The following is a 13,339-nucleotide window of genomic DNA, read 5'->3' as shown; positions in this document are numbered from 1 at the left end:
TTATGGAGAAATTAAAAAGTCAGGCAAAAATGCTTTCTACCAGAAGATTTATCTGCTATGCAGTTCTGGTTCTTTTGGCGATTCTTTCATTGTTTCCATTCTATATCATGGTTATCAATGCGACTCGTTCACATCCGCAGATTCAGAGTGGATTCTCTGCTATTCCTGGAACTCAGCTTTGGCTTCATATTAAGCAGTTTATAAAGAGTGAACGCTGGTTTGATATTGTTGCAGGTCAGCAGGTTGAACGCAAGGTTTACGGAACTAGCTATCCTATTTTCCGCGGACTTGGAAACAGCTTCCTTGTTGCTCTTTTTACAGCTGCATTTACAACTTACTTTAGCGCAATGACTGCCTACGGAATTTATATGTATAACTTCAAAGGCAAAAAGAGCGCGTTTAAGTTCATCATGGCTGTTATGATGGTTCCAACACAGGTTTCTACACTTGGATTTTTGCAGTTGATTACAAAACTTGGAATTATGAATTCTTATATTCCTCTTGTTATTCCTGCGATTGCAGCTCCTGTTGTTTTCTTCTATATGTACCAGTCAATGGAAGCAACTTTGCCTTATTCAATTGTTGAAGCTGCTCGCGTAGACGGAAGCAACGAGTTCTATACGTTCAATGCGATTGTTTGTCCTATGCTCAAGCCAGCGTTTGCGGTTCAGGCAATCTTTGCATTCGTTACTTCATGGAACAACTACTTTATTCCAGCACTCGTAATCAGCGACAAAAAACTTTGGACAGTTCCGATTGTTATTGCAAACGCCCGTTCTGCTGACTACATGATGTTTGACTTGGGTGTTAACTATACACTTATGACTGTTGCTATTCTTCCTTTGATTGTGATTTATTTCTTCCTTTCAAGATATATCATTGGCGGTGTAACTGCTGGTGGTGTAAAAGAGTAGGGCTTTTTAATTTGCCAAACTTATGCCGGATTGCGCTTGCAGTCCGGTTTTTTTTTATGCTGAAGCCTTATTCTTAATTGCCCAGTTCCTGAATATATTGTATATTATCTGATATAGCAAAATTTCTACTTGAGGTAAAAATGAACGACAAAAAAGATGACGACAAGAAGCAGACTGAAAACGATCCTTATGATTTTTTCAAGCTTTCTATAGACAATGAAAAGGGAGACAAAAAGCCTTCTGGCAATGGTTCTCAGAAAGGTCCGCCTTTTTGGACAATACTTTTAGTTCTTGCCGGTGTTCTTATAGCCGTGAACATGATGTTTTCTTCCAAGCCAACTGATTTGATTGATTTTTCTGAATTCAGGAATCTTATAGATCAGGGGCAGATTGTTCGTGTTGAGCTTGGTGAAAATTATTTTACTGGGTATGCTTCGCATTCTGCCGGTACTTCTCAGCCATCGCGTTTTGGTTTTATGGGAATGCCTCTTGGAACAGAAAGCGGCGGTGTCTATAGAACTTCTGGCGTTCTTATGGAAGGCTTTATTGAGTTCCTTGATGAAAAAGGCGTGGACTACAAATTTGTAACGCGGCAGAACAATTATCTTATTCAGCTTTTGCTTAATCTTATAATTCCGTTTGGCTTTATTTTCTTGATGTATTTCTTTATTTTCAAAAAAATGGGCGGCGGAATTGGCGGAATGGGGTCTATTCTTGGCGGCGGCGGAAGGTCAAAGGCTGTTGATGAAGGAAAAGTAAAGACTCGTTTTCAGGATGTGGCAGGCGTTGACGAAGCTAAAGAAGAATTGATGGAGCTTGTTGACTTTTTGAAACAGCCTAAAAAATATACTGATATAGGTGGAAAAATTCCAAAAGGTGCTTTGCTTGTAGGACCTCCGGGAACAGGAAAAACTTTGCTTGCTCGTGCTGTTGCAGGTGAGGCTGGTGTTCCGTTTTTTAGAATTTCTGGTTCTGATTTTGTTGAAATGTTTGTTGGTGTTGGCGCAAGCCGTGTGCGTGATTTGTTCCGCGCTGCCCGGGAAAAGGCTCCTTGCATTATTTTTATTGATGAGCTTGATGCTATAGGCAAGAGCCGTGTAAATAATCTTGGCGGAAATGATGAGCGCGAGCAGACATTGAATCAGCTTTTGGTTGAAATGGACGGATTTGATAATGAAAAGGGACTTATAATTCTTGCTGCTACAAACCGCCCTGATATTTTGGATCCAGCTCTTTTGCGTCCTGGCCGTTTTGACCGCCAAATTGTTGTGGACAAACCTGATGTAAAGGGCCGCGAAGAAATTCTTAGGCTTCATGCAAAGAATGTGAAAATAGATTCAAGCGTTGATTTTTCCGCAGTTGCCCACGCTACAAGCGGATTTGCGGGTGCGGATTTAGCCAATATTGTAAACGAAGCGGCTCTTCTTGCGGTTCGTGCTGGAAGAAAAGTTGTTCTTATGGATGATTTTGACGAAGCCATAGAAAAAACTTTGGTTGGTCTTAAGAAGAAATCTCGCGTTGTAAAAGAAAATGAGCGCAGAATTGTGGCTTACCATGAAACAGGACACGCTCTTGTTGCGGCATTTACTCCTGGAAGCGACCCTGTTCATAAAATTACAATCATTCCGCGTGGAATGGGCGCTTTGGGGTATACTTTGCAGCGTTCAGAAGATGACCAGTTTTTGTACAGCAAAAAAGAACTTATGGGACAGGTCGATGTTCTTTTAGGCGGACGTGCGGCTGAGCAGATAATTTTTGGTGAAATAAGCACTGGCGCTTCAAATGACATTAGCCGTGCAACAGATATTATCAAACGCATGATTACAGATTACGGCATGAGCGAAAAATTCAAGAATGTTACTCTTGGAAAAAGCGGAAGAGGCTATGGAACTCAGGAACCTGAGCTTGTGCGCGAATTTTCAGAAGATACACAGAAATATGTAGACGAGGAAATTGCCCGTGTTATGGAAGAACGTTATCAGTTTGTTCTGAAGACTTTAAAGAAACATGGAAATCTTCTTGAATATATTGCGCAGCGTCTTCTTGAAAAGGAAACAATGGAAGGCAAAGAATTCCAGGAAATTATAAAAGCCGAGGATCATTGCAATGAACTTGAGGCAACGGCTGTAAAAAATTCTTCTGAAGAAAAACCTAAACGACCAAGAAAGCCTCGTGCCAAGAAAGTTGCAAAAGAAGAAAAATAGTTTATTAAGCTCTGGTTATTGCCAGGGCTTTTTTGTAGAAATTTAAAAAGAAAGTTATATGGCCGAATATGACGTTGAAAAATCACAGAAAATGGATTCCCGTGTCTGTGGCACGAGAATGACAGTTAGAATGTTTGTTTCAATTTTTTCCGAGCGTAAAGCCGTAGTAATTATGTCCAGGAAACACTTTTGTGTCTTCTGGAAGTTCTGTGTAAATTCTATTCAGGCTCTGTTTCATATCCGCATCGCTTCCGCTGAAAAGATCCGTGCGGCCACAAGAACGGTGAAAAACTGTGTCGCCGCTTAGCAGAATTTTTTCATTTTGATTGTATAGGCAGCAAGAACCTTTTGTGTGTCCAGGCGTATGAAGAATTTTCCAGTTTTCAAGAAGCGGAATATTTTTTACATAAGAAGAAAGAGTTGTGCTGTCAGAGATTAAGAAATCTGGTTCTGGAAGATTTGAAACAAACGGCAAAAATTCAAGAAAATTCATTGGCTCAAGTGAAATTCTTTGCAAAATTTCACTTCCGTTTCCTATAAAATGCGCGTCGTTTGAATGAATAAGGATTTTCACATCAGGAAATTTTTGCTTTATTACATTCAGTCCTGCCACATGATCAAAATGTCCGTGGGTTAAAAATATAACTTTTGGAACAAGATTATTTTCCTCCAAATATAAGAAAAACTTTTCTTCATCGTTTGAGAATTTGCAGCAGGCTGGATCTACAATTAATGCGTCAGAACCTTCAAGTTTTACAATGTAAGTGTTAACACTGAAAGGTCCTGTTTGTATGACATGAATCAATATGCTTCACCGTTTCCAAAGTGAGACTTTACCTGACCGTCATCAGTTGTTTCTGAATATGGCTTGTCTTCAACTGGAGCATTGTTCATTGAAGCTGCGAATGCGCTCTGTTCCGCTGCAATCTTTGCTTCCTCTGTATTTGCCGATGTGTCTGTGTGCGCGTCATTTACAACGTTTGCAGGTATTGTTTCTTCTGAAATAGCAGGCTCTGCTGAAACTTGCTCTGTTGTTCCAGAAACTTCATTTTCATCCTTTTTGCGTGAATAGCTTACGCTTAATTTTCTTCCGCGGTATTCATATTCATTCAACACCTTGATAGTTTTATCGCAGTCTTCCGCAAAAAGTGTTATAAAAGAATAATTTGAAAGGACTCTGATTTCTCCAATTCGTGAACGTTCAAGACCTGCAACGCTTACAAGAAGTCCGACTAAATCTCTTGGGAAAACTCCGCGGCTTCTTCCAACGCTTATAAAAATTGTGTCTGCAACAGAAGGATCGATTGTTACACGTGGAGTTTTTTCTGCGCGTTCCTTGCGTTCCTCTGAATTTCTTTCTGACTGGCGGCTTTCGTTTCTTGAAAAACGTTCATTTCTGTCTGAGCGTCCGAACTTTTCTGTTTTTTCTGTGCGATTAAAGCGGTTGCTCTTGAATCCTGAAGTTGCATTTTTGATAAGCAATGCTGCTACATAGCTTCTGCGTGAAAAAGGAACATTTTTTTTGAAAAGCTTTTTAATCTGCTTTAGTGTTTCAATTTCTGCATTGCTTGCTTTTTCTACGCGGTTTACTGCATCTTTCAAAAACGATGCGATGTTTTCTTCATTCAATTTAAAACCTTCACGGTTATTGTTGTATGCCATAATCAAACTCCTGTAACTAACTAAGGCTCTTTTCTGAATCTGCCGCTGCATGGCTTTTCAGAATAAAAAATTAATCTTTTAATAAATCTACAATATAGCCGGATCCTAGCTTTTCAAAAGAAAACTGGCTTAACAAATGCTCCATGGATTCCAGAATAATTGTATTTGAAAATAAAACCCACTGAATTCCGTTGCTTTTTGCTTTTTCCAGACATTTTTGGAAAAGTTCCTTTCCTATGCCTAAGCCACGGTAATTCTGAAAGACAAAAAAATCAGTAACTATAGCTGTTCTTTTTGCCGAGGACGGACATGATGAAAATAAAATGCAGCCCAAAAATTCTTTTAAATGGGAATAGCAAACAAAACCATACTTATTCTCATTTTTAGAAAAAGCTGACTGGTAACGCCACATTGCAGCAATGGAAATTCCAATCTCGCCTTCAAAGCTGTTTTTATATTCTTCTGCCATTATTTCAACTGCACGATCAACGCATTCCTTGTCCTTGGCAGAATCGTATTCCTTGAACTCAAAATCATTCCGAACAAGTTCTTCCGTTTCATCTGCGGAATCTTCTTCAAGAAGCTCAAGTCCCCAAGTCTCGCGCAAGTCATTGTACCATTCGTTGATTTTAGAAAACATTTTCTTTGTCTTGAATGCAAACCATCTTTTTTCAACATCTGGATACGCTTTTAGAATATTCTTAAAATTTCTGAACACCCCCCTTCTGCTTTGTAAGCATCTTTTTAATTCATTCCTCGCTAAAGGTGAACGGCAGCTTTCTGAAAAGGCTTCCATAAGATCAAAACCGTCATCGCTTGTCCAGTTTGGCAAGGAATAGACTTTGTTTTCATCTATTTTTAAGTCTTCTGCCGGATTATCAAAGTTTTTTACGAAACTTACAACCTTATTTTCCATAGCATCGAAAACACTTTGAGAATTTTGGTCTTCCATGGCAAACATGATGTCATTTTTTATGGAATCTGTAAGTTCGAATATCATTTTGAAAAAATCAGCCTAAATCTTTTCGATTTGTAATTACTTTGCAGATAAGTCCATATTGAACCGCCTCTTCTGAGTTTAGCCAGTAGTCTCGGTCAGTGTCCTTTGAAACTTTTTCCAATGAAGTTCCTGTCTGCTCTGAAATTATCTCATTTATTTTTGTGCGTGTCTTTGCAAGTTCTGCCGCATGAATTTCAATGTCTGTTGCAACACCTTTCATTCCGCTTGAAGGCTGATGGATCAAGTAGCTTGAATGCGGAAGACCAAGCCTGCGCTCTTTTGGAACAGAAAGAAGAATCAATGCTGCCGCGCTTGCAATAAGACCTGTTCCAATTATATAAACAGGCGCATTTATAAAGCGGATCGTGTCAAAAATTGCGAATCCTGCATAAACATCTCCGCCAGGACTGTCAATGTAAATATAAATTGGCTTGTCATTGTCTGCTTCAAGAATTAAAAGCTGCCTTATAATCTTTTCTGCAAGTTCTTCGCAGATTTCGCCGCTTAAAAGTATCTGTCTTGTCTTTAAAAATTTTTCTGCAAGAGGATCTGGAGCTGCATTTTCAGCTTTTTTTTCCTCTTTTTCATCTTCCAAAACGATGCCATCAATTTTTTTGATCATTTTTACTCCAAAAAAGACTGCAATATAAAGAACAGTCATGCTAAAAATATACTATAAATCTTCTGTATTTTCAATAATTTTTGCTGATTTCCAAAATTCCATCATTTTACTGTCATTTTCGGCTTTCATTTCAAGATTTTCACGTTTCATGCTTTTTTCAACAAACTTGAATCTTGAGCTGAACTTGTTTATGGCTCTTTCAAGCGCAACTGACGGATCTATATTAAGCTTGCGGCTTAAATTTACACATGACAAAAGCAAATCTCCAACTTCCTCTTCTGTGTTTTCTATTGAAGATTCCTTTACTTCGGTCAGTTCTTCTCCCACTTTATCATAGGCTTGTTCTGTTGCACGCCAGTCAAAGCCTGCTTTAGATGCTTTTTTTAGAATTTTAAATGCTTTTAAAAGCGGAGGAAATCCTTTAGGCACAGAATCAATTGCGCTTTCCTGTTTTCTGCCTTCCACATTGTCTTTTATTTTATCCCACTGCGCTTTTACATCTGATGCGCTTTGGATTTTTGTTGAAGATTTGATTTCGTTTGTATTTTCAAAGATATGCGGATGCCTGCGGATAAGTTTTTCGCAGACTTCATTTAAAACTTGGTCAATTGTAAATTCATTTTCTTCCTCAAAGCATTTTGCTATGAAAATAAGATTGAAAAACACATCGCCGAGCTCTTCACGCACGTGGCTTGGGCTTTTTTCTGTTATTGCGTCAACAGTTTCAAATGTTTCTTCTATTAAAGTGCTTCTTAATGTCTGCGGTGTCTGAATTTTATCCCAAGGACATTCTTTGCGCAGAATATTTGCAAGTTCAAAAAGCCTGTTGAATGAAGCCGCCTGCAATGAAAGATTTTCTATTTTTTTTGTAAGTTCTGATTTTTCCATAAAATAACTTTTCTTTTAATTTGTTTCTGGAATAACTTTTTTCTTTCCCCATTCAGGAATGAGCTTTTCTGGCTGGGCTGAAGTTAAAATTTTTGAAAAAAGAACATTTGCCTGTGAAAAAACTTGTGAAAGTGCTATTTTTTCATCTTCTGAAAATGAGCCTAGGACAAAATCAGCAACACTTCCGTGGACTGGTTTTCCAACTCCAAATCTTAGCCTCCAAAAATCCGCAGTTCCAAGATGCTCTTTTATTGAGCGAAGTCCATTGTGTCCTCCAAGACCCCCTGACCACTTTAAGCTAAGTGTTCCAAGCGGAAGTTCAATCTCATCATGCAGAATAAGAATGTTTTCCGGTTTTATTTTAAAGAAACGGGCTGCTTCTCCAACTGCCTCTCCGCTTAAATTCATATAAGTTAAAGGCTTCATAAAGTAAATTTTATCCGGAGCATTTGAAGCTAATGGCAAAGTTCCGTCTTGTCTTGGCTTTATAAGTGAAAAGTCCTTTAGCCAGTTTAAACAATCTGAATAGTCAACACAAGAAAATTCTGACTTATGCTTTGTCTGCCAAGAAATTTTTGACGCAAACGGAAGTTGTTCTTCAAAAATCCAGGGAACATTATGCCTTGTGCCTGAATATTCTTTTCCGTAGTTTCCTAAAAATGCAATTAGCTGAATCATGCATGCATTATAGGCTATAAAACTTTTGAATTCAATAATCTGAAAAAAATTGAAAGAAAAACGAGATTGCTAAAAAGCATTTAAAGATGAAAGCCCTTCTTTTCTTACTGTGCCAGGCGAAATTCCAAATCTTGCACGATAAGAATTTATAAAATATGCCGGGTTTGAAAATCCACATTCCTTTGCAATATCTTGAATTTTCATTCCTGTAAGTGAAAGAAGTTTATGACCTTCTTCTAATCTGAAAAGACTAAGATATGCAGAAATTCCAATACCCATTTCCTTATGAAAAATACGTGTAAGATAGTCTGGATCAACTCCAACTTGGTCTGCAAGTGTACTTCTGCTGATTTTTTTAGAAAGATTTTTGTTCATATAAAGAATCGCATATTTTACAATAGAACCTGTTCTGGAAGGAAGAACAGGCTGCTTTTTTGACATAAGATTTTTTAATCGTTCAACGAATTCGCTGCATTGTGAAACAGACTGGTTGCATATAATTACATTTGAAAAATCAGAGATTGAATTTAGATTGTTAAGCTCTTTAAAGTTTTCTGCTGTAATTAGAACTGGAACAAAGATTAGTTTTTCATTTTTCCGCACTTCAAGAATGTCCGCATCTTGTATGCTGTCAAAAACAATCAAATCTGGAGTAAACCTTGTGGCTACAGTAGAAAGAAAGCTAACAGATGAAATTACTTCTGTTTCATTTTCTTTTGCAAGAATCTTTAAAAGAGGTGTCTGGTTGCCTATAAAGATTATTTTCCGTGGCTTCCATTGAATCATAGAAACTCCAGACAACCGAATTTTGTGTCATTGAAGTGTAAAAACTGTTCTATAATTTCTTTTGCTTCTTTGTTTACTTCTGAAATTCTTTTTATGCTGTTTTTTGTCTTGACGAGCGGATTTATATAGCGTCTTTTTACTTGTAAATTGACACAGTAAAAGCATTTCATTTTAGTTTCAGAACGGAAAATCTTTTTCATCCCTCTAAATGTCCTAAAGTATTTTGAAAATTTCCAAGAAGGATTTTCTTCTGCTGATTTTATAAATAATTCTATAATTTCTTTTTCGGAAAGTGTAAAAAGTTCATTTGGTTTTATGATTTTGCTTTCCTCTGCAAGTTTCAGTATGTCAGCCATAAGCTGCATTGCGATTTTGTCTTCGTTTCGCTGAAGAATCATGCTTGTTTGAATGAATTTTTTTGTATAAATCAAGCATTCGCCTTCTTCTAAAAAGCCTAGCTCTGGAATTTCCTTTTCATTTTTCAAGACATTTATGTGATTGTAGCTGTTTTCTATTTCTGTTAAAGTCCAAACCGAATCCAATGCCGCTCCGCTCGGGTACATGTATTCCAAACGGTCTGCGCTTAATCCGGGAATTTCATTGTCTGCGATAGGATATATATGATAGTCGCTTACTTCTGAAACATTTATTCCGTCTTGCTTTAAAAATTCAAGAAGCTTTGAATCATTTTCTATTAATTGCGCATTTAAATTTTCTGTGCTGCTTTGTGTAAGAGCATCTCCGTTCTTAAAATCAGAAACGTGGCTGAATGCAGGTGTTGAAACATCATGAAGAAGGGCAGATATAGTTTGCTTTTTATCTTTTGTAAAGTTCCAAACAATCAGAGCAGTTCCTATTGAATGATCAAGCCGTGAATAAAAGAACTTGTTATGAAAAAGAGGCGTCCAGTCGGTTCCGCATAAAAGTCCAACGCCTTCAAGACGTTTTAAAATAGGCAATGAAATATATTTACTTAGAAAATCCGGCGTTTTTTTGCATAGAATTCTGTGATATTTATCTGCAAAATCTTCTTTCATAAATATATTCCATGTAGTTTCAGCAGCCTAAATGCAATAAACTGCTGAATGTGTTTTTATTTTGCAAGGCATTTGTCAAGTTCTGCGGAAATCTTTTCCTTGTCCAAATTCTGGCCAATTATGCAAAGTTTAATCATCCTGTCGCCTACATCTTTGTCCCATTCATCCTTTATTTTTGGATTTTCTTCAAGGATTTTTTTCTGTTCGGCAGGAGAGCAAGCCGCAACCCACTGTCCAGAATAGCCAGCTTGAATTTGTCTGCCGGATGTTTCAAACACCCAAGCCATCTCTGGTTCGTCTGCAAACCACATAAGACCTTTGCAACGGATTATATTGCGAGGCCATGTGTTTGCATATTCGTCCAAAAGCTGGCGGTCAAATGGTTTTCTTCTATAATAAATGAAAGTTCCTATTCCGTACTCGTCTTCGCTTTCTCCTTCATGGCGGTGCTCGTGATGATGGTGATGCTCGTGTCCTTCATGCTCGTGCTCCTCGTGTTCGTGGTGATGATGTTCTTCATGTTCATCATGCTCTTCCTCATGGTGATGGTGTTCTTCGTGATGCTCATCTTCAACTTCGTCTTCTTCAAGATGCTTGCACCAGCCTGCGCTTGCGTAAACACTGTCAAATTCAAAGGAATTTGTTCCCATGATTTCCTTTACATCTACGTTTCCGTGGCTTGTTTCAATTATTTTTACACCTGGGTGAAGAACTTCAATAACTTTGCGTACTTTCTTAAATTCTTCATCAGAAACCAAGTCTTTTTTGTTGATTACAAGTGTAGAACAGAATTCAATCTGCTGAACAAGAAGGCTTTCCACGTCTTCTTCTTCAATGGAATCCTTTTTTAAGAGTTTATCTCCGCCTGCAAATTCGTCTACAAGGCGTGCCGCGTCAACAACGCCTACAACATTGTCAACTTTTCCGTTCTTTATTGTTTCAAGCTCCTGGACTATAGGCATTGGCTCGCATACACCGCTTGCTTCAATCATGATATAGTCGAATTTTCCGCTTTTTATAAGGTTTTCGATATTCTGGGCAAGCTGAGTTTTGAGTGTGCAGCAGATGCAGCCGTTTGTTAAAGGAACAATGCTTGATGTGTCTGTAATTTTTGCCCCGTCGGCAATAAGTTTCTCGTCAAAATTTACTTCGCCAATGTCATTTACAATAACTGCGACTTTATATCCTTCCTGATTTGAAAGAACTTTGTTTAGAAGAGTTGTTTTTCCTGCTCCAAGATAACCGCATAGGAGTGTTATAGGTGTTAATTTCTTCATAAATGCCTCTATAAATATGTTTTGTAAAAGATAATACTAAATTTTAGACAAAAAGACAAATTTAAACAGAAACAATACTTTTTCTAAGCTATTGAATTTTTTGATTTTTTACTGATATAGATTTATAATAATATAACATTTAGAATATTTTAGAGGTGAAAATATGAAAAAAGGAAAACTTTCAGTCTCAATTGGAATACAGACATCTCTTATTATAATGTTTTTAGTTGTCATTCAGCTTGTTGTTATTGTAAATTTAATAAGGAAAGACTTGCTGGAAGACGCTTATTCTAAGTATTCAGAGCTTGCAAGGTCTTATTCTTCTGAAATAGCTTCAGTTCTTGAAAAGTCTAAAATCGGAATGGACGTGTATGTAAATGCTGATATTTGCAAAACTGAAGATCCGACTGAAATAGTTTCTTGGCTGCAAAGCCATTCATATTTAAGAAGGTCATGGTTTGATTATGTAGCTTTTGTTGATCAAGATGGAAACTTTAAATCTGACATGGGAACTCACACAGTTGTAACAGACCGTGATTATTTTAAAGCCATAATGCAAAATGGGGCTGATTCATTTGTAGACAATCCTAGTCCATCTAAAGTTTCTGGAAGATTAGTTATTCATATAAACCGCGCGCTTAAAGTTAATGGAAAAACAATCGGATTTTTCTCTGGAGTAACAACTTCGGAGCGTTTGAGCCGTTTTGTAGAAAATACGGAACTTGGAAATACGGGAGTTTCTGCTCTTATTTCTGGAACTGGACTTATGATAGCTTCTTCTGGAAATTCTAATGAGGTTGATAAGCTTTTTGCGACAGAAGATGCAAAGAAAATTCTTTCTAATTCAAGTGTAAATGGAAACGGCATTATAAATACTGCCAACGGAAAATATTACCTTTTCTATTCCATAGTTGAAGGAAGTGATTGGCGCAACTGCATAGTTATTTCCGAGGCAGAAGTTCTTAGCATCTTTAGAAAAATTATTTCTATTATAGTTATTTCAAACTTTATCATCGGAATTGCTGTAATTTCTGGCGTTATTGTTAATTTAATCCGCAAGACGCAGCCTCTTATTGTTCTTGAACAGTCTATAAATAAAATTGCTTCTGGAAATGCGGATTTGACCAAGCGAATTGAGCTTAAGAAAACGAGCAATGATGAAATAGGCGGAATTATAATCAGCTTTAATACTTTTATGGAAAAACTGCAAAATATAATTATTGCTATAAAACATTTGAAAGATGAACTTCTAAAAGTGGACTCGGATTTGGATGCCGGAACTCAAGATACAGCAACTTCTATAAGCCAGATAATTTCCAATATCAAGAATGTCGAAACTGGCATAAACAGCAACTCCGAGAGCGTAGATCAAACTACAAATGTTCTTGATAAAATCTCCATAGGAATCGACAACCTGAATAATATGATTGAAAGTCAGTCTGCTTGTGTTACAGAAGCTTCTGCGGCAGTTGAGCAGATGATAGGCAATATAAATTCTGTAAATTCTTCTGTTGGAAAGATGGCTGATTCATTTGAAAGTCTTGAAAAAAAATCTTCTGAGGGTGTGCAAAAGCAGGATGATGTTAATTCAAGAATTCTTGTAATTGCAAGCGAATCTCAGTCTTTGCAGGAAGCAAATGCTGTTATTTCAAGCATTGCAGAACAGACAAATCTTCTTGCCATGAATGCGGCTATCGAAGCTGCCCACGCTGGTGAAGCTGGAAAAGGCTTTAGTGTTGTTGCAGATGAAATCCGCAAGCTTTCTGAAACTTCATCTGAACAGTCAAAGACAATTGGAGAGCAGCTGCAAAAAATAACCGATGGAATTGAAGAGATTGTTTCTGCCTCAAAGATTGCATCCGAAACTTTTTCTGCTGTTTCAAATGAAATGGTAGAGACAAACAATCTTGTATCACAAATAAAAAATGCTATGCAGGAGCAAGGCGAAGGCTCTCGGCAAATTTCTCTTGCGCTTACACAAATGAATGACAGCACTGTGCAAGTAAGGGAATCTTCTAAGCAAATGTCAGAAGGCGGCAAGGCTATTCTAAATGAGATAAAAACTTTGCAAGATTCAACTTTGAGCATGAAACAAGGAATGAGCGAAATGTCCGCTGGCGCAAGAAAAATAAATGAAACAGGAAATGCCTTGTCTGGAATCTCTAGTCTTATGGCTCAGTCTATAAAGAAACTTGGAAACGAAGTAGATTTGTTCAAAGTATAAAAGAATACAAAAAAATTTATTGTTGAATAAGTTGCAAAAGCCGGAAA

At 37.4% G+C, this 13,339-nt stretch carries 12 protein-coding genes; 3 read left to right on the top strand and 9 right to left on the bottom strand.

Translation table 11 applies throughout. The features are described from left to right. Positions 1-2: 2 nt before the first annotated feature. Both B3209_RS02545 and ftsH read left to right on the top strand, forming a co-directional pair. Entirely contained in the window at positions 3-914 is a 912-nt protein-coding gene (locus B3209_RS02545; RefSeq protein ID WP_296663640.1) for a carbohydrate ABC transporter permease, read from the top strand. A 140-nt stretch (positions 915-1,054) separates the two neighbouring features. Beyond that, a complete protein-coding gene (gene ftsH, locus B3209_RS02540) occupies positions 1,055-3,118 on the top strand; it encodes an ATP-dependent zinc metalloprotease FtsH (RefSeq protein WP_296663636.1) in 2,064 nt (687 codons plus the stop codon). 139 nt (positions 3,119-3,257) lie between these two features. Here ftsH and B3209_RS02535 read toward each other — a convergent pair whose 3' ends face one another. The 9 genes from B3209_RS02535 to B3209_RS02495 all read right to left on the bottom strand — a co-directional run bounded on the left by B3209_RS02535 (position 3,258) and on the right by B3209_RS02495 (position 11,068). Further along, positions 3,258-3,923 carry an MBL fold metallo-hydrolase gene (locus tag B3209_RS02535; protein ID WP_296663633.1) on the bottom strand — a complete coding sequence of 222 codons (666 nt, stop codon included), beginning with the start codon at positions 3,921-3,923 and terminating at the stop codon, positions 3,258-3,260. After that, positions 3,920-4,780, bottom strand: a complete 861-nt coding sequence (locus tag B3209_RS02530; protein ID WP_296663627.1) for a DbpA RNA binding domain-containing protein — start codon at positions 4,778-4,780, stop codon at positions 3,920-3,922. Before B3209_RS02530 ends, B3209_RS02535 begins: the two co-directional genes overlap by 4 nt. Before the next feature lie 70 nt (positions 4,781-4,850). After that, entirely contained in the window at positions 4,851-5,780 is a 930-nt protein-coding gene (locus tag B3209_RS02525; RefSeq protein ID WP_296663623.1) for a GNAT family N-acetyltransferase, read from the bottom strand. A 10-nt stretch (positions 5,781-5,790) separates the two neighbouring features. Next, the gene (locus tag B3209_RS02520) at positions 5,791-6,402 is read right to left on the bottom strand and encodes an ATP-dependent Clp protease proteolytic subunit (RefSeq protein ID WP_295799903.1); all 612 of its coding nucleotides are present in this window, start codon (positions 6,400-6,402) and stop codon (positions 5,791-5,793) included. A gap of 51 nt (positions 6,403-6,453) precedes the next feature. Further along, a complete protein-coding gene (gene mazG / locus B3209_RS02515; RefSeq protein WP_296663618.1) occupies positions 6,454-7,290 on the bottom strand; it encodes a nucleoside triphosphate pyrophosphohydrolase in 837 nt (278 codons plus the stop codon). A gap of 15 nt (positions 7,291-7,305) precedes the next feature. Next, positions 7,306-7,968 (bottom strand): aminoacyl-tRNA hydrolase, encoded by a 663-nt coding sequence (gene pth, locus B3209_RS02510; RefSeq protein WP_296663612.1) that lies wholly within the window; start codon positions 7,966-7,968, stop codon positions 7,306-7,308. Between the two features lie 69 nt (positions 7,969-8,037). Further along, complete coding sequence (locus B3209_RS02505; protein ID WP_296663610.1) at positions 8,038-8,754, bottom strand: helix-turn-helix domain-containing protein; 717 nt, start codon at positions 8,752-8,754, stop codon at positions 8,038-8,040. Continuing rightward, positions 8,751-9,791 (bottom strand): hypothetical protein, encoded by a 1,041-nt coding sequence (locus B3209_RS02500; protein WP_296689737.1) that lies wholly within the window; start codon positions 9,789-9,791, stop codon positions 8,751-8,753. Before B3209_RS02500 ends, B3209_RS02505 begins: the two co-directional genes overlap by 4 nt. 56 nt (positions 9,792-9,847) lie before the next feature. Beyond that, entirely contained in the window at positions 9,848-11,068 is a 1,221-nt protein-coding gene (locus B3209_RS02495) for a CobW family GTP-binding protein (protein ID WP_296091262.1), read from the bottom strand. A 163-nt stretch (positions 11,069-11,231) separates the two neighbouring features. Here B3209_RS02495 and B3209_RS02490 point away from each other — a divergent pair, with 163 nt between their 5' ends. Further along, positions 11,232-13,292, top strand: coding sequence for a methyl-accepting chemotaxis protein (locus tag B3209_RS02490; protein WP_296663605.1), 2,061 nt, complete (start codon positions 11,232-11,234; stop codon positions 13,290-13,292). Positions 13,293-13,339: the final 47 nt, after the last annotated feature.

Source organism: Treponema sp. UBA6852, assembly GCA_002449305.1.
Taxonomy (GTDB): Bacteria; Spirochaetota; Spirochaetia; order Treponematales; family Treponemataceae; genus Treponema_D.
The sequence above is the reverse complement of the archived record's forward strand: the minus strand, read 5'-3'. Positions and strand labels throughout refer to the sequence as shown.